The sequence below is a fragment of the Polynucleobacter ibericus genome (assembly GCF_018687955.1).
Lineage (GTDB): Bacteria > Pseudomonadota > Gammaproteobacteria > Burkholderiales > Burkholderiaceae > Polynucleobacter > Polynucleobacter ibericus.
Genome location: NZ_CP061309.1, coordinates 737,701 through 763,466 on the forward strand (window position 1 = coordinate 737,701; position 25,766 = coordinate 763,466).

Annotated in this window: 34 protein-coding genes; 26 read left to right on the forward strand and 8 right to left on the reverse strand. The window is 45.1% G+C overall.

Annotation, left to right across the window (positions count from 1 at the left end; translation table 11 throughout):
- The first annotated feature begins 6 nt into the window (after positions 1-6).
- The 5 genes from AOC20_RS03840 to AOC20_RS03860 are packed head-to-tail and all read left to right on the forward strand — an operon-like array spanning position 7 to position 2,394.
- Positions 7-240, forward strand: a complete 234-nt coding sequence (locus tag AOC20_RS03840) for a hypothetical protein (RefSeq protein WP_215361645.1) — start codon at positions 7-9, stop codon at positions 238-240.
- A 7-nt stretch (positions 241-247) separates the two neighbouring features.
- Positions 248-874 carry a DUF6969 family protein gene (locus AOC20_RS03845; RefSeq protein ID WP_215361647.1) on the forward strand — a complete coding sequence of 209 codons (627 nt, stop codon included), beginning with the start codon at positions 248-250 and terminating at the stop codon, positions 872-874.
- Between the two features lie 9 nt (positions 875-883).
- Positions 884-1,861, forward strand: a complete 978-nt coding sequence (locus tag AOC20_RS03850; RefSeq protein WP_215361649.1) for a sulfurtransferase — start codon at positions 884-886, stop codon at positions 1,859-1,861.
- Positions 1,862-1,872: 11 nt separating this feature from the next.
- Entirely contained in the window at positions 1,873-2,190 is a 318-nt protein-coding gene (locus tag AOC20_RS03855) for an ArsR/SmtB family transcription factor (RefSeq protein ID WP_215361651.1), read from the forward strand.
- Between the two features lie 18 nt (positions 2,191-2,208).
- Positions 2,209-2,394: a YgaP family membrane protein gene (locus AOC20_RS03860; protein ID WP_215361653.1), complete on the forward strand. Its 186-nt coding sequence runs from the start codon at positions 2,209-2,211 to the stop codon at positions 2,392-2,394.
- A gap of 63 nt (positions 2,395-2,457) precedes the next feature.
- On the opposite strand, the gene AOC20_RS03865 is transcribed toward AOC20_RS03860, so the two are convergent.
- Both AOC20_RS03865 and modB read right to left on the reverse strand, forming a co-directional pair.
- Positions 2,458-3,567: an ABC transporter ATP-binding protein gene (locus AOC20_RS03865; RefSeq protein ID WP_215361655.1), complete on the reverse strand. Its 1,110-nt coding sequence runs from the start codon at positions 3,565-3,567 to the stop codon at positions 2,458-2,460.
- Complete coding sequence (modB, locus tag AOC20_RS03870) at positions 3,567-4,220, reverse strand: molybdate ABC transporter permease subunit (RefSeq protein WP_215361657.1); 654 nt, start codon at positions 4,218-4,220, stop codon at positions 3,567-3,569. Before modB ends, AOC20_RS03865 begins: the two co-directional genes overlap by 1 nt.
- Positions 4,221-4,330: 110 nt before the next feature.
- On the opposite strand from modB, the gene AOC20_RS03875 reads away from it, so the two are divergent.
- From AOC20_RS03875 to mnmH, 16 genes are all read left to right on the forward strand, one after another.
- Positions 4,331-4,666 (forward strand): ArsR/SmtB family transcription factor, encoded by a 336-nt coding sequence (locus AOC20_RS03875; protein WP_215361659.1) that lies wholly within the window; start codon positions 4,331-4,333, stop codon positions 4,664-4,666.
- Positions 4,667-4,701: 35 nt separating this feature from the next.
- Entirely contained in the window at positions 4,702-6,102 is a 1,401-nt protein-coding gene (gene soxC, locus AOC20_RS03880; protein WP_215361662.1) for a sulfite dehydrogenase, read from the forward strand.
- A complete protein-coding gene (locus tag AOC20_RS03885; RefSeq protein ID WP_215361664.1) occupies positions 6,086-7,177 on the forward strand; it encodes a c-type cytochrome in 1,092 nt (363 codons plus the stop codon). The genes soxC and AOC20_RS03885 overlap by 17 nt, the downstream gene beginning before the upstream one ends.
- Before the next feature lie 81 nt (positions 7,178-7,258).
- A complete protein-coding gene (gene soxY, locus AOC20_RS03890) occupies positions 7,259-7,711 on the forward strand; it encodes a thiosulfate oxidation carrier protein SoxY (protein ID WP_215361666.1) in 453 nt (150 codons plus the stop codon).
- Positions 7,712-7,765: 54 nt separating this feature from the next.
- A complete protein-coding gene (gene soxZ, locus AOC20_RS03895) occupies positions 7,766-8,074 on the forward strand; it encodes a thiosulfate oxidation carrier complex protein SoxZ (protein WP_068321433.1) in 309 nt (102 codons plus the stop codon).
- A 52-nt stretch (positions 8,075-8,126) separates the two neighbouring features.
- A complete protein-coding gene (gene soxA, locus AOC20_RS03900; protein ID WP_215361668.1) occupies positions 8,127-8,942 on the forward strand; it encodes a sulfur oxidation c-type cytochrome SoxA in 816 nt (271 codons plus the stop codon).
- A gap of 19 nt (positions 8,943-8,961) precedes the next feature.
- The gene (soxX, locus tag AOC20_RS03905; RefSeq protein ID WP_215361670.1) at positions 8,962-9,600 is read left to right on the forward strand and encodes a sulfur oxidation c-type cytochrome SoxX; all 639 of its coding nucleotides are present in this window, start codon (positions 8,962-8,964) and stop codon (positions 9,598-9,600) included.
- A gap of 49 nt (positions 9,601-9,649) precedes the next feature.
- Complete coding sequence (soxB, locus tag AOC20_RS03910; RefSeq protein WP_215361672.1) at positions 9,650-11,380, forward strand: thiosulfohydrolase SoxB; 1,731 nt, start codon at positions 9,650-9,652, stop codon at positions 11,378-11,380.
- Positions 11,381-11,405: 25 nt separating this feature from the next.
- Positions 11,406-12,359: an MBL fold metallo-hydrolase gene (locus tag AOC20_RS03915; RefSeq protein WP_215361675.1), complete on the forward strand. Its 954-nt coding sequence runs from the start codon at positions 11,406-11,408 to the stop codon at positions 12,357-12,359.
- A 77-nt stretch (positions 12,360-12,436) separates the two neighbouring features.
- Positions 12,437-12,748, forward strand: coding sequence for a hypothetical protein (locus tag AOC20_RS03920; protein ID WP_215361678.1), 312 nt, complete (start codon positions 12,437-12,439; stop codon positions 12,746-12,748).
- A gap of 20 nt (positions 12,749-12,768) precedes the next feature.
- A complete protein-coding gene (locus AOC20_RS03925; protein ID WP_215361680.1) occupies positions 12,769-13,890 on the forward strand; it encodes a YeeE/YedE family protein in 1,122 nt (373 codons plus the stop codon).
- 23 nt (positions 13,891-13,913) lie between these two features.
- Positions 13,914-14,351 (forward strand): YeeE/YedE family protein, encoded by a 438-nt coding sequence (locus AOC20_RS03930; protein WP_215361682.1) that lies wholly within the window; start codon positions 13,914-13,916, stop codon positions 14,349-14,351.
- 1 nt (position 14,352) lies between these two features.
- Complete coding sequence (locus AOC20_RS03935; protein ID WP_215361685.1) at positions 14,353-14,802, forward strand: YeeE/YedE family protein; 450 nt, start codon at positions 14,353-14,355, stop codon at positions 14,800-14,802.
- A gap of 56 nt (positions 14,803-14,858) precedes the next feature.
- Complete coding sequence (locus AOC20_RS03940) at positions 14,859-15,203, forward strand: protein tyrosine phosphatase family protein (protein WP_215361687.1); 345 nt, start codon at positions 14,859-14,861, stop codon at positions 15,201-15,203.
- A gap of 21 nt (positions 15,204-15,224) precedes the next feature.
- Entirely contained in the window at positions 15,225-15,644 is a 420-nt protein-coding gene (locus AOC20_RS03945) for an acyl-CoA thioesterase (RefSeq protein WP_215361690.1), read from the forward strand.
- A gap of 6 nt (positions 15,645-15,650) precedes the next feature.
- Entirely contained in the window at positions 15,651-16,727 is a 1,077-nt protein-coding gene (gene mnmH, locus AOC20_RS03950) for a tRNA 2-selenouridine(34) synthase MnmH (protein WP_215361692.1), read from the forward strand.
- Here the strand turns inward: mnmH and trxC are convergent.
- On the reverse strand, positions 16,724-17,146 hold the full coding sequence (gene trxC / locus AOC20_RS03955) for a thioredoxin TrxC (protein ID WP_215361694.1): 423 nt from the start codon (positions 17,144-17,146) through the stop codon (positions 16,724-16,726). The genes mnmH and trxC overlap by 4 nt on opposite strands.
- A gap of 109 nt (positions 17,147-17,255) precedes the next feature.
- Here trxC and AOC20_RS03960 point away from each other — a divergent pair, with 109 nt between their 5' ends.
- The 3 genes from AOC20_RS03960 to AOC20_RS03970 all read left to right on the forward strand — a co-directional run bounded on the left by AOC20_RS03960 (position 17,256) and on the right by AOC20_RS03970 (position 18,330).
- Positions 17,256-17,636: a rhodanese-like domain-containing protein gene (locus AOC20_RS03960; RefSeq protein ID WP_215361696.1), complete on the forward strand. Its 381-nt coding sequence runs from the start codon at positions 17,256-17,258 to the stop codon at positions 17,634-17,636.
- A gap of 32 nt (positions 17,637-17,668) precedes the next feature.
- Positions 17,669-18,121: an OsmC family protein gene (locus AOC20_RS03965; protein ID WP_215361698.1), complete on the forward strand. Its 453-nt coding sequence runs from the start codon at positions 17,669-17,671 to the stop codon at positions 18,119-18,121.
- Between the two features lie 74 nt (positions 18,122-18,195).
- A complete protein-coding gene (locus AOC20_RS03970) occupies positions 18,196-18,330 on the forward strand; it encodes a DUF3149 domain-containing protein (protein ID WP_215360034.1) in 135 nt (44 codons plus the stop codon).
- A gap of 64 nt (positions 18,331-18,394) precedes the next feature.
- Here the strand turns inward: AOC20_RS03970 and AOC20_RS03975 are convergent, their stop codons facing one another.
- Positions 18,395-19,573 carry an acyl-CoA dehydrogenase gene (locus AOC20_RS03975; protein ID WP_215361701.1) on the reverse strand — a complete coding sequence of 393 codons (1,179 nt, stop codon included), beginning with the start codon at positions 19,571-19,573 and terminating at the stop codon, positions 18,395-18,397.
- Between the two features lie 104 nt (positions 19,574-19,677).
- Between AOC20_RS03975 and AOC20_RS03980 the strand changes: the two genes are divergently transcribed.
- Positions 19,678-20,388 carry a queuosine precursor transporter gene (locus tag AOC20_RS03980; protein WP_215361702.1) on the forward strand — a complete coding sequence of 237 codons (711 nt, stop codon included), beginning with the start codon at positions 19,678-19,680 and terminating at the stop codon, positions 20,386-20,388.
- A 113-nt stretch (positions 20,389-20,501) separates the two neighbouring features.
- Positions 20,502-22,109, forward strand: coding sequence for an ABC-F family ATPase (locus tag AOC20_RS03985; protein ID WP_215349448.1), 1,608 nt, complete (start codon positions 20,502-20,504; stop codon positions 22,107-22,109).
- 42 nt (positions 22,110-22,151) lie between these two features.
- Here AOC20_RS03985 and AOC20_RS03990 read toward each other — a convergent pair whose 3' ends face one another.
- The 4 genes from AOC20_RS03990 to AOC20_RS04005 all read right to left on the reverse strand — a co-directional run bounded on the left by AOC20_RS03990 (position 22,152) and on the right by AOC20_RS04005 (position 25,715).
- Positions 22,152-22,388, reverse strand: coding sequence for a DUF1289 domain-containing protein (locus AOC20_RS03990; RefSeq protein ID WP_251373178.1), 237 nt, complete (start codon positions 22,386-22,388; stop codon positions 22,152-22,154).
- A gap of 23 nt (positions 22,389-22,411) precedes the next feature.
- Positions 22,412-23,584: a GNAT family N-acetyltransferase gene (locus AOC20_RS03995; RefSeq protein WP_215361707.1), complete on the reverse strand. Its 1,173-nt coding sequence runs from the start codon at positions 23,582-23,584 to the stop codon at positions 22,412-22,414.
- A gap of 2 nt (positions 23,585-23,586) precedes the next feature.
- Positions 23,587-23,973, reverse strand: coding sequence for a lactoylglutathione lyase (gene gloA, locus AOC20_RS04000; protein ID WP_215361709.1), 387 nt, complete (start codon positions 23,971-23,973; stop codon positions 23,587-23,589).
- 71 nt (positions 23,974-24,044) lie between these two features.
- Entirely contained in the window at positions 24,045-25,715 is a 1,671-nt protein-coding gene (locus AOC20_RS04005) for an electron transfer flavoprotein-ubiquinone oxidoreductase (RefSeq protein WP_215361711.1), read from the reverse strand.
- Positions 25,716-25,766 lie beyond the last annotated feature (51 nt).

Consider the following 25,766-nt stretch of genomic DNA (forward strand, 5'->3'; position numbering starts at 1 on the left):
AAATATATGTCGAAAAAATCTACTGTAGCTGCATTGGCACTTGCCTTAGCAGGTTTATCGGCGGCTCCACTTGCACTTTCAGCTGATGCGCCTGCGAATCCAACAAGTGCAGAGCAAAAAAATCCTTGTGGCCCTAAAAAAGAAGCCTCCAATCCTTGTGGTCCAGCAAAGAAAAAAGCAACCAACCCTTGTGGCCCTTCAAATCCTTGCGGCCCAAAGAAGCGTAAGGCAGCGGAGTAACTTTTAAATGCTCGCCCAATCTAATCTCTGGTTAGCAGCGCAGAAGTTGGCAAACATTCAAATGCAGTACGCAAAATCCAGACGTACTTTGAATGAAGCTGCTTTAGGCGGCGCTAGGGATTTTGTTGAGTGGCAACACTATCCGAGCAATGATTTGGTTGATGTGAATAGTGGCTATGAGTTTTATTACCATGCGCATTCAGCTGATGAAATGCCCAATGGAGAGCATGGCCATTTTCATGTAATTAAACGGGATGCAGAGAGCTTTCATCACCTTGTTGGTATTTCATTAGATCAAAAGGGTTTGCCAACCCGATTATTTACAACGAATGAGTGGGTCACAGGCGAGACAATGATTGATTCAGCGGCGACCATTAAATTCGCAAAAGAATTTGAGATGGTCGTAAAGGGTCGTATGGCACCCGTAAGCAATTGGGTTAGCGCACTTATTCAATTATTTAGCGCAGAAATTGAAAAATTGATTGTGGATCGCGATCAAAAAATTAGATTACTAGATGTCGAATACGGCAATCGTGAGATTACGCTGAATTCTAGAAAGCATCATGTTTTAACGGAGTGCAAGATTGATCTACTAAGTCGTCTTTCAGAAAATTTATTGGCAGTTAATTCTTAAGGGGTAGAAATGAAAAAGATTCAATGGGCAGTAGCTCTTGTCTTGGCTAGCATGGTAAGTTTCGTGCAGGCTATTACATTGCCTGGGCCAGTGGTTAGTGCTGAATGGCTTGCTGCAAACCAATCTGAAGTGCAAATTTTGGAGGTAAGAGGTGATGTAGCTAGCTATGTACGTAGCCCTGAGTTTGAAGTCGATAAAAAGACTGGAAAAAAGATGCTAGTAGAGGTTGGTGGTCATATATCAGACTCTAGCTTGTTGGACTTTAAAATGGTTAGAGCCGATCGCATGATTGATGGGAAAAAGATTAAATACTTGATTCCTGAAAAAGCAGATTTTGAAAAAATTATTCAAGCTGTTGGTATTAGCTCTGAAAAGCCTATCGTTTTGGTACCAATTGGGTTGGATATTTCCGATGTGGACGAAGCCTTACGAGCCTATTGGCAGTTCAAAGTTTATGGGGAGGACAATATTGCCGTTTTAGATGGCGGTATGGCAGGCTGGCTTGCTGAAGGTCGTGATTATGTAGTTAGCCCCTCAATCAAGACCGGCGGAAACTGGACTGCAAAAGCTGAACGCAAAGAGTTGATTGCCAATTCAGAGCAAGTAGCCTCTGCATCAAAAAGCGGTAAGGTGAATTTGATTGACGCTCGTCAACCAGCGCAATTTTTTGGCTTAAGTAAACGTGACTATGTAGGTGCTTATGGACACATTGCCGGAGCAAAAGAACTAGCCCCAGAGTTGTTGGCAAAAACTTCAAAGGGTGCGCTGTATTTTTGGGATAAAAATACCTATAACGCATTGTTGACAGCAAACGGCATTAATCCAAAATCACCAGCTATTAGTTATTGCAATAGCGGTCATTTGGCAGCTGGCGGTTGGTTTGTATTGTCAGAGCTAGTGGGTAATAAATCAACCAAGTTGTATGACGGCTCTTTATATCTTTGGACTCTTGAAGGTCGTCCATTAGTAGGCGTTCCTCTTAATTAAGGTTGCGTGCTATGTCTCTTTCTGTCACCAACATCAACCTGCAAAAGATGCAGTCATCAGCAGATGATGCCTGTCGCTTGATGAAGGTTCTTTCTAATCGGGATCGGATGATGTTGTTGTGTCAAATCAGTCAAGGGGAGAAGTGCGTCGGTGAGTTGGAGGCATGCCTTGATATTCAGCAGCCAACCTTATCGCAGCAGTTAACCGTTTTAAGGAAAGAGGCGTTGGTAAAAACCAGAAGAGAGGGCAAGCAAATTTATTACTCGCATTCCAAACATGTTGCCTTGGAAGTGATGAAAGTGCTTTATCAGAATTACTGTAGTAAATAATTTAAAAGGAGCTTTAATATGAAATGCAATGTTGGCAGTATTGATCGTATGTTACGCATGGTAGTGGGATTGGTATTAATTGGTCTGGCTGCAACTGGCACTGTTGGTGTCTGGGGCTGGATCGGTGTAGTGCCTCTTGCAACGGGTCTATTTAGATTCTGCCCAGCCTATCCACTATTGGGAATTAATACTTGCGGCAAATAGAACTTACGCAATAAGATAAATCCAAAGGGGTGCATAGGCTTAAGCACCCCTTCTGGGCAGTTCTTAGTGATCTACAAATCGTCTAGGATCATTAATGGGGCGCAGGGGCATGATATGAATTTGATCTCCATCGAATTCAATATGCATTTGACTGCCAACTTCCATGCCCAGTCTTTTCACTTCAGATGCTGATGCTACCCACTCGATTTTGTGCGAGCTATTCTGAATCTGTAATTGCACAACAGCAATTTGTCCTAGGCTGCTAATTTCTACGGTGGTAGCTGGAATGCTGGCAGAGGTTGGAGTGTTATTGATTCTTAATCCATCCTGTGGAATCACCCAAGCAACTTGCGCGTTTGAAGGAATCTTTCCTTTGTCAGCCACAGTAAAAGTTTTTTCACATCCATCCCAGGTGAGATTTCCTGCATTAAATATTCCATGAAACATATTGCTGATGCCTACTAACTCAGCAACGCGTGAATTGCGGGGTTTTTGGAATAACACTTGTGGCGGAGCCGTTTGCAGGCTAATGCCGTTATCAATTACCGTAATGCGGTCAGCAAGCAGATCGGCCTCACGCAGGTCATGTGTAACCAACAGAATGGGAATGTTCAAGTCCTTGCGTAAATCTGCGAGGGTTTTGTAAAGACTCTGACGGGTTGGTGCATCTACTGCGGAGAAGGGCTCATCTAGTAACAAAATCTTTGGCTGCCGGGCTAGAGCTCTTGCAAGCGCAACGCGCTGCTGCTGTCCGCCAGAAAGCTGGCTGGGTAAACGATGAGCAAGTTCTGCTATTCCCATGCGATTTAACCAATCTTGAGCAATTTCTTTGCGCTCACTTACTTCATGGGTGGAATTTTGCAGTGGGATGATGACGTTTTCAACGGCGGAAAGATGTGGAAATAGGGCGTACTGTTGAAATAAGAACCCGCAAGAGCGTTGTGCTGGTGCTAGGTTTTTAATTACTCCTGAAAGTTCACTCGCTTCAAACCAGGTTTCTCCGTCACACTCAATTTTTCCGAACTTCGCTTGACTCAGTCCGGCGATAGTTCTAAGGGTGCTAGTCTTGCCGCTACCAGACGGTCCTACAAGTGCATGCAATTGACCAGGAGCGCACTCCAAGTTGATTTGCAATGGATTGGGGAGGGTTTGGTTAATTTTGAGTTTGAGCATTAGCCTCTCCCTTTGCTCTGTAGGGTGGCGCCTCTTCCAAAGACACCATAAGAGAGCGCGATTGCAATCAGTGAAATTCCTAGAAGAAGCAAGGCAAGCGCCCCAGCGCCGGCAGTATCAAAACTTTGTACCTTATCGTATATAGCAATAGATACCGTTTTAGTTTCGCCTGGGATAGCGCCTCCGACCATGAGGACAACGCCAAACTCACCCAGGGTATGGGCAAAAGTCAGAACGGCTCCGCTGGTAATGCCTCTCCAGGCCAGTGGAAGCTCAATTAAACGAAAGATTTGCCAATTGGATAGGCCGCTTACTTGGGCAGCTTCGCGAATTTCTGGATTAATAGCTTCAAAAGCACGCTGAATCGGCTGTATTGCAAATGGTAGGTTGACTATGAGAGATGCAATCAAAATGCCGGCAAAGGAAAAAACCAATGGAAACCCCAAGAAGCTCTTCCCGCCCAAGCCAACCAGTAGGTAATAGCCCAAGACGGTTGGGGGTAGAACGAGTGGTAAAGCTAAGGCCGCCTCAACCCAGGGCTTGCTTCTATTGAGGCTCAGCAGGCTATGGGCCACCCAAACCCCAAAAGGGATGATCAGGGCTAAGGTCCATAGAGCTAGTTTTAGCGAAAGAAGGATTGCGTCTGTGTCCATCGGTTTGATTGTATTGCTTAGCAATATAGGGTAACTCACTATACCGATTTAGCCGCTTAAGGAGTCCAATCTATGCGCATACATGCATATATAACAAGGTGATGATTTAAGTGAAATCTAGGGTTCAAAAAGCAACAAAAAACTTATCTCCAAAACAGATGGAAAAAGTGTTTTCTCAGGTTGCCGCCTATTTCAATGTACTGTCTGAGCCAGCACGCCTGCGCATTATGTATTCAATCTGCAGTGGAGAAAAGTCCGTTTCTGAAGTGGTTGAAATGTGTGGCTCGAGTCAGGCGAATGTCTCAAGACATCTTTTAGCTTTGCATAAAGCTGGAATATTACTCAGACGCAAAGAGGGTGTAACGGTTTATTACTCAATTGCAGACAATGCAACTGTAGAAATGTGTCAGTCAGTCTGCGCAAAGATTGCTGAAGGTATTCATTAAGTTTTGCAGTAAATCACTTTTCAAGTAGAGGTCAAATGACTAAGAAGCAAATTGAATTAAGTGTCGAGGATATCTCGGCAGTTGAAAAGCCGGCAAATAGAGCCCGCTTGGTTAAAGCGCCAGAGCACTTTATCTCTCAAGAGTTAATTGCTGACATTAACGCCAATGGTCTTGATGAAACTCGCCGTGGCTTCTTGCGCAAAGGCTTCATGTCTGCAGTTGGCGGAGCGGCAGCAAGCTTGGCTGCACCACTGGCCTTTGCTGCGGGCGAGGGCGACCCAGCAATTTTAGAAAAACAAGAATGGCAAACAACGCTTGGTAAAAACGTTGCCACCATGCCTTATGGTGTGCCATCTATCTATGAGGCTAATTTAATTCGTCGTGAGTCACCAGGCTTAACACGTGTATCAGCAGCATCGGTTGCCTTTACACCTTTGCAAGGCTTATTTGGAACAATTACGCCAAACGGTTTGCACTTTGAGCGCCATCACCAAGGTTGGTACAACCTCAACCCAGAAACCCATCGTCTAATGGTCAATGGCATGGTGAAAAATGCTCGCGTCTTCACGATGAACGACTTGATGCGTTTGCCTTCAGTTTCTCGTACACATTTCATTGAGTGCGGTGCAAATACCGGCTTAGAGTGGGGCAACGTTGCTGTCCCTACAGTGCAATATACACACGGCATGTTGTCCTGCTGCGAATTCACAGGCGTACCATTGAAAGTATTGCTTGAAGAGTGCGGGGCAGATCTGAAAAAAGGCAAGTTCTTACTTGCTGAAGGTGGTGATGGCTCTGGCATGACTCGCACCATTAATTTGGAAAGCTGCCTAGAAGACACTATTGTCGCCTGGAGTATGAATGGCGAGATGCTTCGTCCAGAAAACGGCTTCCCATTGCGCTTGGTAGTGCCTGGGGTGCAAGGTGTTAGTTGGGTTAAATGGTTGCGCCGTCTTGAGGTAGGTGACATGCCTTGGAACTCTAAAGACGAAGCGGTTCACTACATTGAATTGATGCCAGATGGTATTCACCGTCAGTATGCATCTATTCAAGAATGCAAATCAGTTATCACTACACCATCTGGCGGCCAGCAATTGCTAGACAAAGGTTTCTACAATGTGAGCGGTATGGCATGGTCTGGTCGCGGCAAGATTAGGCGTGTTGATGTTTCTTTTGATGGTGGCAATAACTGGCGTCAAGCGCGTCTCGAGACTCCGGTGCTCACTAAGTCAATTACCCGCTTCAATATTGATTGGGTCTGGGATGGATCGCCTGCAATATTGCAATCTAGAGCGGTTGATGACACAGGTTACATCCAGCCTTCAATTAAAACGTTGCGCAATGTTCGTGGTACACGTTCGATTTATCACAACAACGCAATTCAGTCTTGGAAATTAGATTCAAACGGCGAGGTGAGCAATGTACAAGTTGGGTAAATCGATTGCTCGTTTAGGGCTGTTGTCCGCAGCATTACTGGCTGCTAATTTTGTTTATGCACAAAGTACTCAGGGCGCTGTCAAATTTCCTGGAGTGGGCCGAAATGCCACCCCCGCTGAAGTAGCGGCATGGGATATCGACGTGCGTCCTGATTTCAAAGGATTACCAAAGGGATCTGGTTCAGTTGAGCAAGGTCAGACCATTTGGGAGGCCAAGTGCGCTAGTTGCCACGGTATTTTCGGTGAATCTAATGAGATCTTTACGCCAATTACTGGCGGCACTACAAAGGATGATGTTAAGACTGGAAGAGTGGCTTCTCTCGCGGATATGAAGCAGCCACAGCGAACCACCTTAATGAAGGTTCCCACTGTTTCTACTTTATGGGATTACATCTATCGTGCAATGCCATGGAATGCTCCAAGGTCCTTAACTCCGGACGATACGTATGCATTAGTAGCCTTCATCCTGAGCATTGGCGAGGTGGTACCTGATGATTTCGTTCTCAGCAATACTAATATTGCTGAAGTACAAGCGAAAATGCCTAACCGTAATGGCATGACTAGAAAGCATGGATTCTGGAATGTGAAAGACAAACCGGATGTCAATGGTTCTGCTTGCATGAATAATTGCGTGGCATTTGTTCAAATCGGTTCTACTTTGCCCGATTTTGCTCGTGATGCTCATGGCAACATCGCTGATCAAAATCGTATGTATGGCCCTTATCGTGGTGCTGATACGACCAAGCCACCAATTGCAAAACTACCTGGTGCACTGGGAGAGGGTTTAGCGCATGCTAAGGATACTCACTCCAGCGCACCAAAGGGAGCGGCAGCCTTATTTAAAAATGAGAATTGCTCTGCCTGTCATGCCCCAAACGCAAAGCTAGTTGGCCCATCAATCGCGGATATTTCCGCTAAATATAAAGACCAAAGTGGCGCTGTAGATAAGCTGATGACCAAGGTCAAGAACGGTGGAGCTGGGGTTTGGGGTTCGATTCCAATGCCGCCGCAAGCGCAATTATCTGATGCAGATCGTAAAACGTTGGTGGAATGGATGCTATCGGGCGGTAAATAAGGGGTGCTTAGGTAATTACCAGTATGGTTTATTACAAAGCAGATAATATATTCATAGTAAGAGATTAATAAAGGAGTTTTTATGAATCAGCAGCGACGCAGTTTATTGAAATATTCAGCCGTTTTTGGCTTGATGGCTTCTGCGGGTCTTATTAGCGTAGCCCAAGCTCAAGAGTGGAATAAAGCCGCATTTGAAGGCAAGAGCCTTGATGATGTATTTAAGATCTTGGGTGCAGGCAGCCCAGAGAAGTCTGGTGCAGTTACTTTGAATGCTCCTGACATCGCAGAAAATGGTGCAGTTGTGCCAGTCGGCATTACAACTACCCTTAAAGCAGAGCAAATGGCAATCTTGGTTGAGAAAAACCCAAGCGCCTTAGCTGCGCAATTCTTTATCCCTGCAGGCACTGAGTCATTTGTTACTACTCGTATCAAGATGGGTCAGACCTCCAATGTATATGCCTTGGTAAAAGCCGATGGCAAATGGAGTATGTCTGTTAAGGAAGTGAAAGTAACTTTAGGTGGTTGCGGCGGTTAATCCCCCAATCTATCTGAATACCATTAATTAATTACTAGATTACAAGAGGAAAACATGGCTGATCCAATGCGCGTTAGAGCTGCTGAGAACGGTGGAATTGTGGATGTAAAGATTTTGATGAAACACGATATGGAATCTGGTCAGCGTAAAGACGCTTCTGGCAAGACAATTCCAGCTTGGTTCATCAGCACAATTAATGTCAAAGCAAATGGCAAAGATGTATTGAATGGTCAATTTGGTCCAGCAGTTTCTAAGGATCCATTCTTGAACTTCAAATACAAGGGTGCTAAGGGCGACAAGATTGTTGTGAGCTGGGTAGATAGCAAGGGTGACAAGCGCACCGATGAAGCAACTGCTTCTTAATTGCTCGTTTCAATAGATCTTTACTACCACCTGAGTTTTGAAAGGGTTGCAAATGCAGCGTAAATTTACTTTAGGGTTGGCCTCTGGACTGTTGGCCACCTTACTAGCAGTGTCATCGTCAGTTTCAGCACAAAAGAGTGCAACAGACGATATCGCTAAATATCGCGAGATGATCGCTGATGGCAACCCCTCAGAGCTGTATGAAGCCGCTGGTGAAGATCTATGGAAAAAACCAGCGGGTCCTAAAAACGCCACTCTTGAGAAGTGTGATTTAGGTTTAGGGCCTGGAGTAGTTAAGGGCGCAGCAGCTCAGTTGCCGCGCTACTTTAAAGATAGCAACAAGGTACAAGATCTCGAATCACGTTTAATGACTTGTATGCAAGTCCTGCAAGGTCGCGATCCTCAGGAAATGATTGATGCCCCTTTTCAAAAGGGTCCTAAAAAGGATATGGAGGCAATTGTTGCTTACGTCGTCACTGCATCTAAGGGCGACAAAATTAAGGTGAGCACCAATCACCCTAAAGAAAAAGAAATGTATGACCTCGGTAAGCGCGCATTCTTCTTCCAAGGTGGTCCAATGGATTTCTCATGCGCATCTTGCCATGCTGAAAACGGTAAACGTATCCGCCTGCAAGACTTGCCTAACTTAACGGAGCAAAAAGGCGCCGCTATGGGTTGGGGTTACTGGCCAGCGTATCGCGTTTCCAGCGGTCAGTTCTGGACAATGCAACAGCGCTTGAACGATTGTTATCGTCAGCAGCGTTTCCCATTCCCAATTTATGGTTCAGATGTGACGATTGCTTTGTCTATGTATATGGCAAAGACTGCTAACGGCGGAACAGTTGAAACCCCTGGATTAAAGCGTTAAGAGATAAGAAACAACGATCATGAAAAATACAAATATCAAAAAGCTCTTAACTATTACTGGATTTATTGTTGCTTCAAGCTTGCTACAAAACGTAGCCGTAGCTCAGCAAAAGAATGATCCAAAGTTCAACAAAATGATGACCGACAGCTTTAGAGCTCAAGGTATAGCTGGTCTAGATCGCATTGATCAAGATGCTACGCAAAAATTTTGCTCTGATCCTGTGTTTGCCAATAGCAAGCAGGGCGAGAAGATGCGTGAAAAGATTCAGAAAATTAATATGGATACCATTAAGCAACCTTCTGATGGCAAATATATTGGCGACTGGAAGAATGGCGAGAAGATTGCACAAAGTGGTCGTGGTGCAACCTGGACTGATAAGGCTGATACCGTAGTTGGCGGTGGTTGCTATAACTGTCACCAGATTGATCCAAAAGAAATCTCCTATGGAAATATCGGGCCATCATTGACTGGTTACGGAAAATTGCGCGGTTATTCACAAGAGGTGGTTACATATACTTGGAATCGCATCAATAATTCCAAGGCGTATAACGCGTGTAGCAATATGCCGCGATTTGCGCACTTCAAGCTCTTAAATGAGCAGCAGATTCAGGATGTCATGGCTCTACTGCTTGACCCTGCCTCTCCAGTTAATCAATAACGAATCAAAGAACAGGCCGACAGGCCTGTTTTCTTAAGGGAATACTTATATGTCATTAAATCGTCGCGACTTTCTGCAGGCTTTGGCTATTGCATCAGCAGGCGGGTTGAGTTTGCAGTCCAATTTCGTGAATGCTCAAACCACCGCACAAAAATTCTATGACTTGCCCAAATTCGGTAACGTGCACTTTTTGCATTTCACGGACTGTCATGCGCAACTATTGCCGATTTACTTCCGCGAGCCTAATGTAAACCTTGGTATTGGCGCACAAGAGGGCAAGACTCCGCACTTAGTTGGCGAATACTTCCTAAAGGCCAATGGCATTCCAGCGGGTACACGCGATGCCCATGCATTCACTTACTTGGATTACGTTGCTGCAGCACAGAACTACGGCAAGATGGGTGGTTTCGCCCATATGGCTACTTTGGTTAAGCAAATGAAAGCAAATCGTCCAGGCGCTTTATTGCTTGATGGTGGCGATACCTGGCAGGGCTCGGGTACAGCCCTTTGGACCAATGGTCAGGATATGGTTGATGCCGCGCTCGCGTTGGGTGTTGATGTCATGACGCCGCACTGGGAAATGACTCTAGGTGAGAAGCGCGTGATGGAAATCGTGAATGGTGATTTCAAGGGCAAGGTTTCTTTTGTTGCTCAAAATATTAAGACATCTGACTTTGGCGATATGGTCTTCAATCCCTATGTCATGAAAGTACAGAATGGCATTCAGGTGGCCATCATTGGTCAGGCCTTCCCATACACTCCGATTGCAAACCCTCGTTACTTCACGCCAGATTGGACCTTTGGCATTCAAGAAGAGAATATGCAAAAGACGATTGATGAAGTGAGATCTAAAGGCGCAAAGGTGGTGGTACTACTGTCCCACAATGGCATGGATGTTGATTTGAAGATGGCATCTCGAGTGCGTGGTTTAGATGCGATCCTAGGCGGCCATACTCATGATGGCGTTCCTATCCCGGTCAAGGTGAAGAATGCTGGCGGCGTTACCCTCGTTACCAATGCGGGTTCCAATAGCAAGTTCTTGGGTGTGCTCGACTTTGATGTGAAGGGTGGCAAGCCAGTCGATTTCCGCTACAAATTATTCCCAATCTTCTCCAATATGATTCCGGCTGATCCAACGATGAATAAGTTGATCGCTAAGGTCAGGGCACCATATGAAGCTAAGCTGAATGAAAAATTAGCCACAACCGAAGGCCTCTTGTATCGTCGTGGTAACTTCAACGGTAGCTTTGATCAACTTATCTTAGATGGCCTCATGGCGCAGAAGAATGCAGAGATTGCTTTTTCACCAGGCTTTCGCTGGGGAACGAGTTTATTGCCAGGTCAAGCAATCACCCGCGAGAACCTCTTGGATCAAACGGCGATTACCTATCCATACACCACCGTTACCAACATGAGTGGCGACACAATCAAAACCATTCTTGAAGATGTGGCGGACAACTTGTTTAACCCTGATCCGTACTATCAGCAGGGTGGTGACATGGTTCGCGTTGGCGGTATGCAGTACACCATTGACCCAGCACAAACGGCAGGTAAGCGGATTACTGATATGCGCTTAAATGGCAAGCCTATTGAAGCAAGTAAGACTTATAAAGTTGCTGGCTGGGCGCCAGTTAGCGAAGAGGCAAAGAATGCTGGCGGCGAGGCAATTTGGGACGTGATGGAACGTCACTTGCGCGATGTCAAGGTGGTTAAGGCGGTCAAGCTTAATGAGCCAATCATTAAGGGCGTTTCGAACAATCCTGGTATGGCCCCAATCTAATTGTTCAAGGTCAATTAAATCTTGCATGATTATTTATAAGGTTTTCTGGGGGATCCTTATCGGATCCCTTATCTTTATGGGTTCGGCTTTTGGTCAAGGAAAGCCTGGCGATACGATTCAGCTAAAGCCAATACAGGTAGCGCCCCATACCTATTTTGTACAAGGCTTTCCAGAAATGGGGAGTAGCGCTAACCAAAACTTTATTTCCAATGCAGGATTTGTTGTGACTCCTGGCGGAGTAGTTGTAGTCGATGCCCTGGGCTCACCGATACTTGCGCAAAAGTTAATCACCGAAATTAAGAAAATTACGCCACAAAAGATAGTGGCTCTCATCGTGAGTCATTACCATGCTGACCATGTTTATGGTTTGCAAGAATTCAAGAAAATAGGCGCCAAGATTTATGCCCAAGGTGAAGGTAGAAATTACCTGTCTTCAGAAACTGCTAAGCAACGCTTGATTGCCTCAAGAATTGATTTTGCCCCTTGGGTGAACGAGAAAACAAAACTGACCTCAGCAGATATTTGGGTCGATCAAAAGACGAAATTTGCAGTTGGCGGGATAGATTTCTTTGTCAGTAGAGTTGGGCCTGCACATGCTCCCGAAGATCTGATGGTGTATGTGCCATCTGAAAAGGTGCTGTTTGCTGGAGACCTGGTATTCAGGGGTCGTATTCCATTTGTTGGAAACGCCGATAGCAAGGGTTGGCTGGTTGCACTAGATGAGATTGAAAGGCTCAATCCCAATATCGTGATTCCAGGACACGGCAATTACTCGGTGAAGCCTGCAGAAGATATAGCCTTTACTAGGAATTACCTCAAATATTTACGTGAATCCATGTCTCAAGCTGCCATTAACCTAGATCCTTTTGAGGATGCTTATAAACAGGCTGATTGGTCTGAATACGAGGGAATGCCGCTGTTTAGGGCTGCCAACCGCATGAATGCCTATAACGTCTATTTGTCTATTCAGGCCGAGTAAGACAATCAAGTAAGGCAAATTCAGCCATTGGGCCTTAAAATAGGGGATTAATGCTAAATCCTTGATTTGTAATGAAAATGACTTTTTTCCGATCTATCTCAGCGATTGCCCTCAGTGTGCTTATTAGCACTCCAGCGCTTGCCGCCCCAGATTTGGCAAATGGTAAGGCTATCGACCAGCAAAAGTGCTATGCATGTCATGCCAAGAAAACCGGTTTTGGTAATGGTGACATGATTTACACCCGCTCTGACAGCAAGGTGAAATCGTTGGCTGACTTGAAAAAGATGGTTGGTCTATGTAATACCGAACTGCGGCTGGATCTGTTCCCAGAGGATGAAGCGGATGTCACCGCTTTTCTCAATAAACAGTTTTACAAATTTAAACCTTAATTTTTCAAGATTTGATCGCTATGGATGTTGTAGATATTAGTTCTTTAAGTAAGTCTGTTCTCTGGGCTACTTTTGCCATTACCTTTTTTCTGGGTGCCGTGATGCAGAAAACAGGGTTTTGCAGCATGGGTGCAGTTTCCGACATATTCATTATGTCAAGCTGGGATCGTTTGAAGCAATGGTTTTTGGCAATCGGTGTTGCCATTATTGGTTTCACCTTGATGTCTTATGTTGGCTTTATTGATCCACTCAAAAGTTTTTATACGGGTAATAAATTTTTGTGGCTTTCCACAATCGTTGGAAGCGTTTTTTTTGGTTTAGGTATGGTGCTGGCCTCAGGATGCGGCAGTAAAACCTTGATCCGTATTGGTGGCGGTAACTTAAAGTCCATCGTGGTATTTATGGTGTTGGGATTAACGGCCTATATGACGATGCGCGGCTTTTTGGGCGTGGTTCGCATCAATACGCTTGATACATTCTTCATTGCCTTTAATACCCCGCAAGATTTGCCTAGTCTTTTGAGCGCACCTCTTGGTATTGCTCGTCCACAACTCCAATTGGCTTTGGGATTAATCATTGGCGCTGCCTTTATTGCTTATGCCTTAGCTAGCAAAGCATTCTGGACTGCTGAAAATCTATTTGCAGGTATCGCAGTGGGATTGGCAATCTGTGCGGTATGGTGGGTATCAGGTAATCTGGGATACGTCGCCGAGGATCCAAATACTTTAGAAGAAGTATTTTTGGTAACGAATTCAGGTCGCATGGAAAGTCTATCGTTCGTTGCGCCTTATGCTTATTCCTTGGATTGGCTGATGATGTATAGCGATACATCTAAAGTAGTCACGGTGGGCATTGCTGCTGTTGTAGGAATGATTTTGGGTTCTACTGCGGTATCAATCGCAACTAAATCATTCCGCTGGGAGTCCTTCCGTAATAGCGAAGACACTGCTAATCATTTGGTTGGGGCTGCATTGATGGGCTTTGGCGGTGTGACTGCTTTGGGTTGTACGGTAGGGCAGGGCTTGAGCGGCATATCCACACTAGCTCTTGGATCATTGCTGGCTTTACCTGGATTTATCTTTGGGGCTTATTTAGGTTTACGTTATTTACAAATACGCCTTGCCCCCAATCCTTGTAGTTAATTTCAAAGACGATCGAACGAATAATGCAAATTGATTGGATATCTTTTACCCCGATACCTTCCTTATTAGGTGGGATGATTCTGGGGATTGCCGCAGCTTTGTATGTTTTGCTTCATGGTCGTATTTTGGGTATCAGCGGAATTATTTCCGGCTTACTTCATCCTAAATTGACTGATTCAGCATGGCGTGTTGCATTAGTTTTTGGTCTGATATCCGCACCTTTTCTAGCAGCGTTATTTTTTGGCATATTCCCGGTAGTGGAAATTGAAGCAGATTGGATTGCGATTGTGATTGCCGGCCTTTTAGTTGGCTTTGGTGCTCAATATGGATCTGGCTGCACCAGTGGCCATGGTATTTGTGGTCTTTCACGCTTATCACCACGTTCATTGGTTGCCACTCTCTCTTTTATGGGCGCAGGCTTTATCACGGTGTACGTTTTGCGTCACTTGATTGGGGTTTGATATGAGTAGACATTTCAGCCTCTTGGGTCAGTATGCGATTGGCGTGCTTTTTGGCTGGGGTTTAATTATCTCGGGCATGAGCAATCCACAGAAGATATTAGGATTTTTAGATCTAGCTGGTAACTGGGATCCATCATTAATGTTCGTGATGATGGGTGCTGTCATCGTAGGTTTAGGTGGATTCTATGTTGTTAGCAAAAGAACTGAAGCTTTTTTTGGTGGCGCACTGCATATTCCTACGCGTAGAGATATTACTAAGCCATTGATTATTGGTAGCTTGATTTTTGGCGCAGGCTGGGGAATTGCTGGCTTCTGTCCTGGTCCAGCCTTGGTTGCTCTGGGCGCAGGCCACCTGAAGGCCTTGGTATTTGTGATCGCCATGCTTGCTGGTATGGAGATCTGTGAGCGTTTCTTCACTGCGCATAGAAACAGGCCAAACCCCAACCTTTGAGTCAAGCCTGATTTAAAATTAACCCTATTACGTCATTATTCAATGTAGAGGGTTTCATGAGTCTTCCTATTTCTTGCCATAACACCCAGTTTGGCACTCTCGGTCAGATTGACCCAAGCCATTTGGCTGAAATTGCCCAACAAGGCTACAAGAGCGTAATTAATAATCGTCCTGATGGTGAGGGTGGCCCAAGCCAGCCTTTGAATGCTGCCATACAGGCTGAAGCTGAAAAGCTTGGCTTAAATTATGTTTACTTGCCAGTGGTTCCAGGAGCATTTACTCAGGCACAAGTTCAAGAAATGGCTCGTCTCTTAAAAACTTTGCCAGGACCTGTACTCGCGTTTTGTCGTTCGGGCGCTCGCTCTACAAACTTATACCAACTCGCTTTACAGCTTGGTTGATATAAAGATTTTTTCTTAAACATGCGCATCACTATTCCTGGAGAGCGAAAGCTAGTTCATGAAATGATCATGCCTATTCGTTGGGGTGATATGGATGCGTATGGGCATGTCAACAATACTATTTACTTTCGCTACATGGAGCAGGCCCGTTGTGAATGGATTACTGCTATGGGTTACGAGGTTGCCCCTGGTCGTGAATCCATGTTGATGCTGAACGGCTTTTGTAATTTTTATCAACAACTCTCGTTCCCGGGTGAGTTGATATTAAAAACCTCCATTGGTGCTATTGGAAGAACCAGTTTGGATGTATACACCAGCATGGCCTTGACTACCTCGCCTGAAGTCGAGGCCGCTATTGGTGGTGCGACTATGGTGTGGGTAGATCTTACTACCAATAAATCAGCGCCATGGCCTGAGCATGTATTAGAGAAGTTGCGCTAGCCGATCGTGCAACCAAGCAATCCCCATATCCTCAAATCAGAACAATTTCTATCAGAACTAGATGGTTTTGATGTCATCATTGACGTTCGATCGCCCGCAGAGTTCGCTCTAGATCACATTCCAGGTGCAGTCAATTACCCGGTGTTGAGCAATGAAGAGCGCGTCACTATTGGCACACTCTATAAACAAGAGTCGCCATTTGCAGCTAAAAAGCTGGGCGCAGCCTTAGTCTCCAAAAACATTGCCACTCATCTTGAAAATCACTTTCTAGAATTGCCTCGTGAATGGCGCCCATTAATTTATTGTTGGCGTGGTGGAGAGCGTAGTGGGGCGTTTACGCATATCCTCAATCGGATTGGTTGGAAAGCGAGACAACTTGAGGGTGGCTATCAAGGATTTCGTCGTACGGTGATTGATGGTTTAGATCAGGCAGCTGGTCAATTTTCATTTCAGGTTATTTGTGGAATGACAGGAAGTGGCAAGACGCGAGTACTCCAAGAGATTGGCGCTCTAGGGGCTCAGATCCTTGATTTAGAGGGTCTAGCAGTTCATCGTGGCTCGGTGCTTGGTAATGAGCCGAATGAAGATCAGCCTTCGCAAAAGGGTTTTGAGACTGCCCTATGGAATGCCTTGCGCTTGCTAGATCCCACCAAGCAGGTTTATGTAGAGTCCGAGAGCAAGAAGGTAGGGGGCTTGCATGTGCCCGATGCTTTGATGGAAAAAATTCGTAATGGCGCTTGTATCGAATTACGTTCTAGTACGCAGACCCGCGTCTCTTGGTTGATTCGTGAGTACCATCACTTTTTAACTGATACCAATACTTTTAAGGTCAAGCTAGCTTTACTGACGGCTCACTACGGTAAAGTGCAGATTGCCAAATGGAATGATGCAATTGATGCGGGTAATTTTCCAGAGCTTGTTGAAGAGTTATTGGTAAAACATTACGACCCCTCATACCAATCATCGATCGTACGAAATTTTCCTCAATACAAGGTGGAAAATTTCGTGCAACTGGAAAGCGATAGTGATGACGCTTTTAAGGCATCAGCTAAAGAGATTCTCATCAAATCCAACAGACACTAATTAGCTAACTCCTTCACAAACTGTTCGAGCTGAGCTGGCGGCATAGCTCCGCTGATACGCTTCAACTCAATTCCATTTTTGAAGCCTGCCAATGTTGGTATTGATCTGATTGAAAACTCCTGCCCAATACCTGGGTTTGTTTCTGTATCCAATTTAATATGCAGAACCTGCTCACCGTGTTTTGCGGAACTAGCCTGGAAGGTTGGAGCAAACATTTTGCAGGGACCGCACCATGGCGCCCAAAAATCCACTATTACAGGTAGCTTGCTATGACTAAGAATCTCTTTAAAGCTTGCTTGATCGGCATCGATAGGCCCCAACAATAAGCTTGCCTTGCACACTCCACATATTGGTTTTTGGTTAACTCGATCAAGAGGTAGGCGGTTGAACTTGTTGCAGCTTTGGCATTTAATCAGCATATGTATTGAATTCCTTATGGTGTTGATTCAAGACGCAAAATTTGACTTCTATTTCTAAAACATTATATAATAAAATATAATGAATGAACATTATTTAAAAGGAAAGCTAATGAAAACAGCACATGACTTGGTTGCACAGGCTAAATTGTCAGTAAATGAGGTCTCTCTTAACGATGTACCTCATGCAATTCAAGATGCAGACTTGTTATTAGATGTTCGCGAGGCGGATGAATATGCAAATGGACACATTCCAGGGGCAATTCATATGTCACGAGGTCTTCTGGAGTTTAAGTTAAGTAATGATCCTAATTTGAGTGCACGGGATCTCAAAATAGTGCTGTATTGTAAAAACAGCGGTAGAGCAGCATTAGCCTCAAAGTCGTTGCATGAAATGGGGTATATGAATGTTCAATCTATTGCAGGCGGATTCGATGGATGGGCGCAGGCAGGCAATCCTATTGCTAAGCCAGAGCCAATTGTGTTTGAATAAGTTCATTACTAAATAGACAATAGGGGTTCAGTATGAGTGGAAATCCAACCGTAAGACTGAAGCAGCAAGCCGATTATCAGTTTGCGATTTATTACAACGAAGAAAAACCTCCGATCATGGGGGATGAGCCACCGCCACTGGGTAAGTCTGAAGGTGCAACTCCATCGCAGTTATTAATTGCGGCTGTAGCTAATTGCTTATCAGATTCATTACTTTTTGCTTTAAGAAAATTTAAGCAAAACCCTGACCCAATAGAGACCATAGCTACATGTGAGATAGGTCGTAACGAGCAGAATCGGCTCCGCATCTTGTCTATACGCGTTGAGATACATGTTGGCGTACCTGGGGAATCTTTGGAAAACTTAGATAGAGTCTTGGCGCAATTTCAAGAATTTTGTACGGTTTCTTCAAGTGTGAGCGCAGGAATTCCTGTAAATGTGTTTGTGATTGACAGTACCCAAAAACAACTCTATCCAGCAATCTAATTGGTGTTTTTTTGATGTTAATCAACTAATCATTTTTTAAAGACCCTATAGTGAACTCACTGGAGGAAAGAAAAATGAAAATGTTAGTTGAGTTGTTTGGATCGTTTGCGGGCCAATTAAGTTTGGCGGTGATTCTATTTATGATCGGTATGGTCATTTTCTTTGCCCGCTTATTTATTAAAAAGAGTGCTGAGGGCGGTGATCAATGATTGCCAATAAAAAAGCCCTTGAATAAATACTCAAGGGCATTTTTATTACCTGGCTATTTTTTATTTAGCTAAATGCCTGAATACCCGTTTGAGCACGACCCAAAATGAGGGCGTGAATATCGTGAGTACCTTCGTAGGTATTAACGACTTCTAAGTTCAGCATGTGACGAACAACACCATACTCATCAGAGATACCGTTACCACCATGCATATCACGTGCCATCCGGGCAATGTCTAAAGACTTGCCGCAAGAGTTACGTTTCATGATGGAAGTGATTTCTGGAGCAGCGATACCTTCATCTTTCATACGACCCAAACGAAGGCAGCCTTGAAGTCCAAGGGTGACTTCAGTTTGCATATCGGCTAATTTTTTCTGGATCAACTGGTTTGCAGCCAAGGGCTTACCAAACTGTTTACGATCCATGGTGTATTGACGAGCGGCATACCAACACCATTCAGCGGCACCTAACACTCCCCAGGCAATACCGTAGCGGGCAGAGTTTAAGCAGGTAAATGGACCTTTGAGGCCTTCAATATCTGGGAATTCATTTTCAGCTGGCACGAAGACTTCATCCATGACGATTTCGCCAGTAATGGAGGCACGTAGACCCATCTTGCCGCTGATTTTCGGAGCGCTTAAGCCCTTCATACCTTTTTCAAGGATGTAGCCGCGAATGATGCCTTCATCATTTTTGGCCCACACTACAAATACATCGGCAATTGGAGAGTTTGAGATCCACATCTTTGAGCCTGTCAAAGAAAATCCACCTGGAACTTTTTTAGCGCGGGTAATCATGCCGCCAGCATCGGATCCATAGTTTGGCTCGGTTAAACCAAAACAACCAATCCATTCACCACTCGCTAATTTAGGTAGGTACTTTTGCTTTTGAGCTTCGCTACCAAATTCATTAATAGGAACCATGACTAAGGATGACTGCACGCTCATCATCGAGCGATAACCAGAGTCGACGCGCTCAATTTCACGAGCGATTAAACCGTAAGACACATAGTTCAAATTAGCGCCGCCATACTGCTCAGGAATCGTGATGCCTAAAAGGCCAAGCTCACCCATTTCGCGGAAGATGGCTGGGTCAGTCGTTTCATTGCGGTATGCATCATGAATGCGGGGCATAAGGCGCCCTTGAGCGTATTCAGCAGCTGCATCACGTACCATGCGCTCCTCTTCAGAAAGTTGAGTGTCTAGAAGAAGGGGGTCTGCCCAGTTAAAGCTCGCTTTACTCATCGCCTTACCATCCTATTTTTAGTTTTGTCTTCATTTTTGCCTGCTTCCTGCGAATTTTCAGGAATGCAGATATTCTTGTTTCTATTATCCATTTTTCTTGACTTATGGACTTGCCGAGACGTCATCACCGTTATTACGACCTCATTCTGACTGCCTTCGTAGTCGTATTGCTGTGCTCGAATTTTATTGGTGCTGGTAAGGCGGCAGAAATAGATTTACCTTATTTCGGCAGCATGCCGTTTGGCGCTGGGATCTTATTTTTCCCCATCGCTTATTTCTTTGGCGACATTTTGACTGAGGTTTATGGCTACGCCTATGATCGCAGGGCGGTCTGGGCGGGATTTGCCGCCTTGGCATTTGCTGCGATCATGGCGCAAATTGTGATAGCTCTACCGGTGGCCCCTGGCGACTATATGGCCAACTATCAAAAAGGCCTAGAAACGGTTTTTGGAAACTCTTGGCGCATCGCCTTAGCTTCAATGTTCTCATTTTGGTGCGGCAGTCTAGTCAATAGCTACGTTTTGGCCAAAATGAAGGTGTGGACTCAGGGTCGTTTTCTGTGGATGAGGACAATTGGCTCAACTGCAGTAGGGGAGATGGTGGATTCCTCATTCTTCTATGTGCTGGCTTTCTATGGCATTTGGCCTACCCATGAAATTCTTCAGGTAGCGTTAGCTCAATATGTACTCAAGACTTCCTGGGAGGTTCTGGCTACCCCGATGACCTATTGGGTCGTGAACTTCCTTAAGCGCAAAGAAAATGAAGATTTTTACGATATTCATACGAATTTCACCCCATTTAGAGTCAAAGTCTAATTTAGGGTTAAGGCTTCCTGCCATCCAGCGCCTCTAAGCCGTTAAAATAACGGTCTTTACCCCAAAGTTGGGGGTAACTATTGAATTGAATTTCAGAAAGCTAGAAAACATCCGTGCTGTCAGCATCTAATATCACTATGCAGTTTGGGGCAAAGCCTCTGTTTGAAAACATTTCCGTGAAGTTTGGCGGCGGTAATCGTTATGGCTTGATTGGTGCCAACGGTTGCGGTAAATCGACCTTCATGAAGATTTTGGGTGGCGAGCTTGAGCCAACCAGCGGTAACGTGAGCTTGGATCCCGGTATTCGTTTGGGTAAGTTGCGTCAAGATCAATTTGCTTACGAAGATGTGCGCGTACTCGATGTAGTCATGATGGGGCACGAAGAGATGTGGAAGGCGGCCGCTGAACGTGATGCCATCTACGCTAACCCAGATGCTACCGATGAAGATTACATGAAGGCGGCTGAGCTCGAAGGCAAGTACGCCGAATACGGTGGCTATACCGCAGAAGCCAAGGCAGGCGAATTGCTATTAGGTATTGGTATTCCTATCGAGCAACACAATGGACCGATGAGCAATGTTGCACCGGGTTGGAAGTTGCGTGTATTACTTGCGCAAGCATTGTTCTCTGATCCAGATGTATTGCTGCTAGATGAGCCAACCAATAACTTGGATATTCACTCCATTCATTGGCTTGAAGACATCCTCAATCAAATTAAGAGCACCATCGTCATCATTTCCCATGACCGTCACTTCCTCAATGAAGTCTGTACGCATATGGCGGATATGGATTATGGAACGTTGAAGGTCTATCCGGGTAATTACGACTCCTACATGCTTGCTTCTGTGCAGGCAAGAACACAGCAGCTCAGCAATAACGTCAAAGCTAAAGAAAAAATTGCTGAATTAGCGGCTTTCGTAGCGCGCTTCTCTGCAAATGCTTCTAAAGCGCGTCAAGCTACTTCACGTCAGAGACAGTTGGAGAAGATTGAGATCGTTGAAGTAAAACCTTCTTCACGTCAAAACCCGTTTATTCGATTTGATACTGAGAAAAAATTACACAATATGGCAGTAGAGTGCAATGCACTGACTAAGGCCTACGACCGCGTCATCTTCAAGAATTTCAAACTCGGTGTTCGTGCTGGCGAGAAGATTGCCATCATCGGACAAAACGGCGCAGGTAAGACAACGCTACTCAAGACCATTCTAAGTAAACGCTTTGAAGGTATTGCTGCTGATAGCGGTGATGTGAAGTGGGCCGAAAATGCTAATGTTGGTGTGATGCCTCAAGACAATACCGAGATGTTCGCAAAAGACGAATTGCTGATGGATTGGATGAATTGGTGGCGCAATACTGGTGACGACGATCAAGTCATCCGTGGCACATTAGGCCGCCTCTTGTTCTCAGGTGATGACATTGGTAAGTCAGTCAAAGTTCTTTCTGGTGGCGAGAAGGGCCGTATGATTTGGGGAAAACTGATGCTCCAAAAATACAACGTACTAGCAATGGATGAGCCAACCAACCATATGGATATGGAATCGATTGAGAGCTTGCAAATTGCGCTCGAGAAATTCGATGGCACATTAATATTTGTTTCGCATGACCGTGAGTTTGTATCTGCCTTAGCTAACCGCATCTTAGAAGTGAAGATGGATGGTACGGTAGTGGACTACTCGGGTACCTATGAAGAGTATTTGCGTAGCCAAGCATTAGCTGGCTAATTCAATTTCAGCAATAAACCTGCTAGTAAAAAAATAAGCCCGTTAATTGGGCTTATTTTCTTTGGCTTGTCGTTGAAAGCGCATCGCAGTACCATCTGCACGAATACGCTGCCAGACCGAATCTTTTTCCTCCTGAGAAAAGAATACCCAGTTACTCACTTCACCTAAAGTACGACCACAGCCTTGGCAGATTTCATCGTAAAGAGTAGTGCACACGCCAATGCAAGGGGAATCAGAGTCGGCATCTCCGGTAGAAAGGGAGTGAGAGCCATCCTGCATATTTGGTTTGGTGTCTTCAGAATTCATGGCTGTACTTTAGACGATTTCAAAGGACTGTGCTCGGCAAGCTCATCTACATAAGCTCCAATGCCTTGGTGCTCGCGATTCAGGAAGAGCTGAACTGCCTTTGCAAATTGAGGGTCGGCGATGAAATGCGCAGATTGAATGGTTGTAGGCAAAAATCCCCGAGCCATCTTGTGCTCACCTTGGGCGCCACCTTCAAAGGTTTGAATCTGATTGGCAATGCAGTATTCAATCGCTTGATAGTAAGCTGTCTCAAAGTGTAAACAGGGAATATGTTCTACAGCCCCCCAATATCTACCGTACGCCTTAGAGCTTGTGGGGTCTACAACTAGCATGGATGCAGCAATTGGATTTCCAGAGCGCTCAGCAATAATCAAATGCAAATTCTCGGGCATACGCTGCGCCCATAATTTAAAGAATGTTTCACTAAGGTATGGACTGGACTGATGTTCTAAGTAGGTATTTGCGTAACAGCGATAAAAGAACTCCCAATCGGCATCAGTCGACGCTCTCCCAGGAACATGTCTGAAACCGATTAGCCCTCTTGCAACTTGCTCACGCTCACGTCGAATATTTTTACGGCGCTTCATCGTTAATGCTGCTAAATATTGCTCGAAGCTTCGGAAGTCCTGGTTATGCCAATGAAACTGCACAGAGTCACGCAGCATAAAACCTTGCTCTTTGAACTCTTTTGCCTCAATGGCATAAGGGAATAAGACATGGGCTGACGACAGATTATTTTGCAGAACAATTGCTTTTAAGCCTTGAATCAAGCGTTGCTGAACTAAGCTAGGATCACTACAGCCAGCACTCAGAATTCTTGATCCTTGAACTGGTGTAAATGGAATGGCGCAGAGTGCTTTGGGAAAGTATTGCATCCCTTGTTGCTCATAAGCTTGTGCCCATGACCAATCAAATACAAATTCACCGTAGGAGTGTTGCTTAAGATAGAGAGGCATCGCCCCTAGTAACTTCTGACCATCTTTTAGAACAAGGTGGGCAACTTGCCACCCCGTATTGCCGCCAACACAACCGGTCTCCTCTAATGCACTGAGAAACTCATGACGAAGAAAAGGACCTACATCTTGAGGAAGTAGGGCGTTCCAATCGCTAGATGGAATATCGCTTAAACGATCTACTATTTCTAACTGAATTGAATCGGGCTGGGCCACGATTAACGCTGAATAAGCTCTATCTTGTAACCATCGGGATCAGTAACGAAGGCGATGATGGTGTCACCACCAGCCACTGGTCCAGCTTCGCGGGTGACATTGCCACCAGCTGCTTTAATGGCAGTACAAGCTAAATAGGCATCAGGTACTTCAATCGCAATATGTCCGTAAGCGGTACCCATTTCGTATGAGCTCACACCATGGTTATAGGTGAGCTCGATTTCTGCTTGACCGTCAGCATTACCTTTACCAAAGCCCACAAAAGCGAGTGAATATTTCTGTTCAGGACGTTCAGTTCTACGTAGTAAGTTCATGCCCAATACTTTGGTGTAGAAATCGATGGAGCGATTTAGGTCGCCGACGCGAAGCATAGTGTGTAGGATCATCATAGTTTAAATATAACGCTATTTATTTATTCGTGTTGAGATGAAAAACCCCGGCATGTGACCGGGGTTGATGTTTACATGGATGCGTAGTTTGGACCGCCACCACCTTCTGGTGTAATCCAGACGATGTTTTGAGTGGGATCTTTAATATCGCATGTTTTACAGTGGACACAGTTCTGTGAATTGATTTGCAGACGAGGCTTGCCATCAGTCTCTACATACTCATAAACGCCAGCAGGGCAAAAGCGTTGCTCGGGACCTGCATAAGTCTTCAAATTGATATCTACTGGTACAGAATCATTCTTCAGGGTTAAGTGAATGGGTTGATTCTCGGCATGGTTTGTATTGGAGATAAATACTGAAGACAGACGATCAAACGAAATCTTGCCATCTGGCTTTGGGTAGTCAATTGGCTTGTGCAACGCTGCTGGCTCTAAACACTCATGGTCAGCATGCTTCAGGTGCACAGTCCACGGCATATTGCCGCCCAAGAGCTTTTGCTCTAAGCCCACCATCAAAGTACCAAGGTAGAGACCTTTTGACATCCACGGCTTGAAGTTGCGTGCTTGATTGAGCTCGGTATGTAACCAACTATTTTGGAATGCCGTTGGATATGCAGAGAGAACATCCTCGGAGCGATTTTCATTAATGGCGGCAACTGCTGCTTCAGCAGCAAGCATGCCGGTCTTAATCGCTGCATGACTACCTTTAATTCGCGAAGCATTGAGGAAGCCGGCATCACAGCCGATCAGTGCGCCACCAGGAAATACAGTTTTAGGAAGACTATTTAAGCCGCCCGCAGTCAATGCGCGTGCGCCATAAGCAATACGTTTGCCCCCTTCAAATGTTTCACGAATTTTTGGATGCAATTTATAGCGTTGGAATTCTTCAAAGGGAGAGAGGTAGGGATTCTTATATGAAAGTCCTACTACTAGACCAACCGCAACCTTGTTATCACCCAAGTGATATAGGAAGGAGCCACCATAGGTATCGCTCTCTAAGGGCCAGCCAGCCGTATGCACTACTAGTCCAGGCTTGCTCTTGGAGGGTTCTACTTCCCACAATTCTTTAATGCCAATGCCATAGCTTTGCGGATCAACATCCTTGTCTAAGGCAAACTGAGTAATTAGCTGTTTACCAAGGTGGCCACGTGAACCTTCGGCAAATAGGGTGTACTTACCACGCAACTCCATGCCCAGTTGAAACTGATCAGTTGGATTACCTTCTTTATCTAAACCCATTGAGCCGGTGATAACACCGCAGACTGCACCTTGCTCGTTATAAAGAATGTCAGCGGCAGGAAAGCCTGGGAAGATTTCAACACCAAGATTCTCTGCTTGCTGTCCAAGCCAACGAGTCACATTAGCTAGGCTCACAATATAGTTGCCCTCATTCTTAAAGCAGTGCGGCAACATCCAATTGGGAACTTGGTAGGAGTTATCGCTAGTTAAGAATAAAAACTGATCTTGAGTGACTTCTGTATCTAATGGAGCACCAAGCTCTTTCCAGTCTGGAAATAGCTCGGTGAGTGCTTTCGGATCCATGACTGCGCCAGACAAAATATGAGCGCCGATTTCAGAGCCTTTTTCTAATACGCAAACGCTGATTTCTTTGCCAGATGCATTGGCTAATTGCTTAGCTTTAATGGCGGCTGATAAACCTGCAGGCCCGCCACCGACGATGACTAGGTCATAGTCCATAGAGTCTCTAGGTCCAAATTGCGCAACCAGCTCTGCAGCATTCATTCAATTTCTCCGAAATTTCTCAAAAATAGGGCATTTATGAGCTAATAGTTT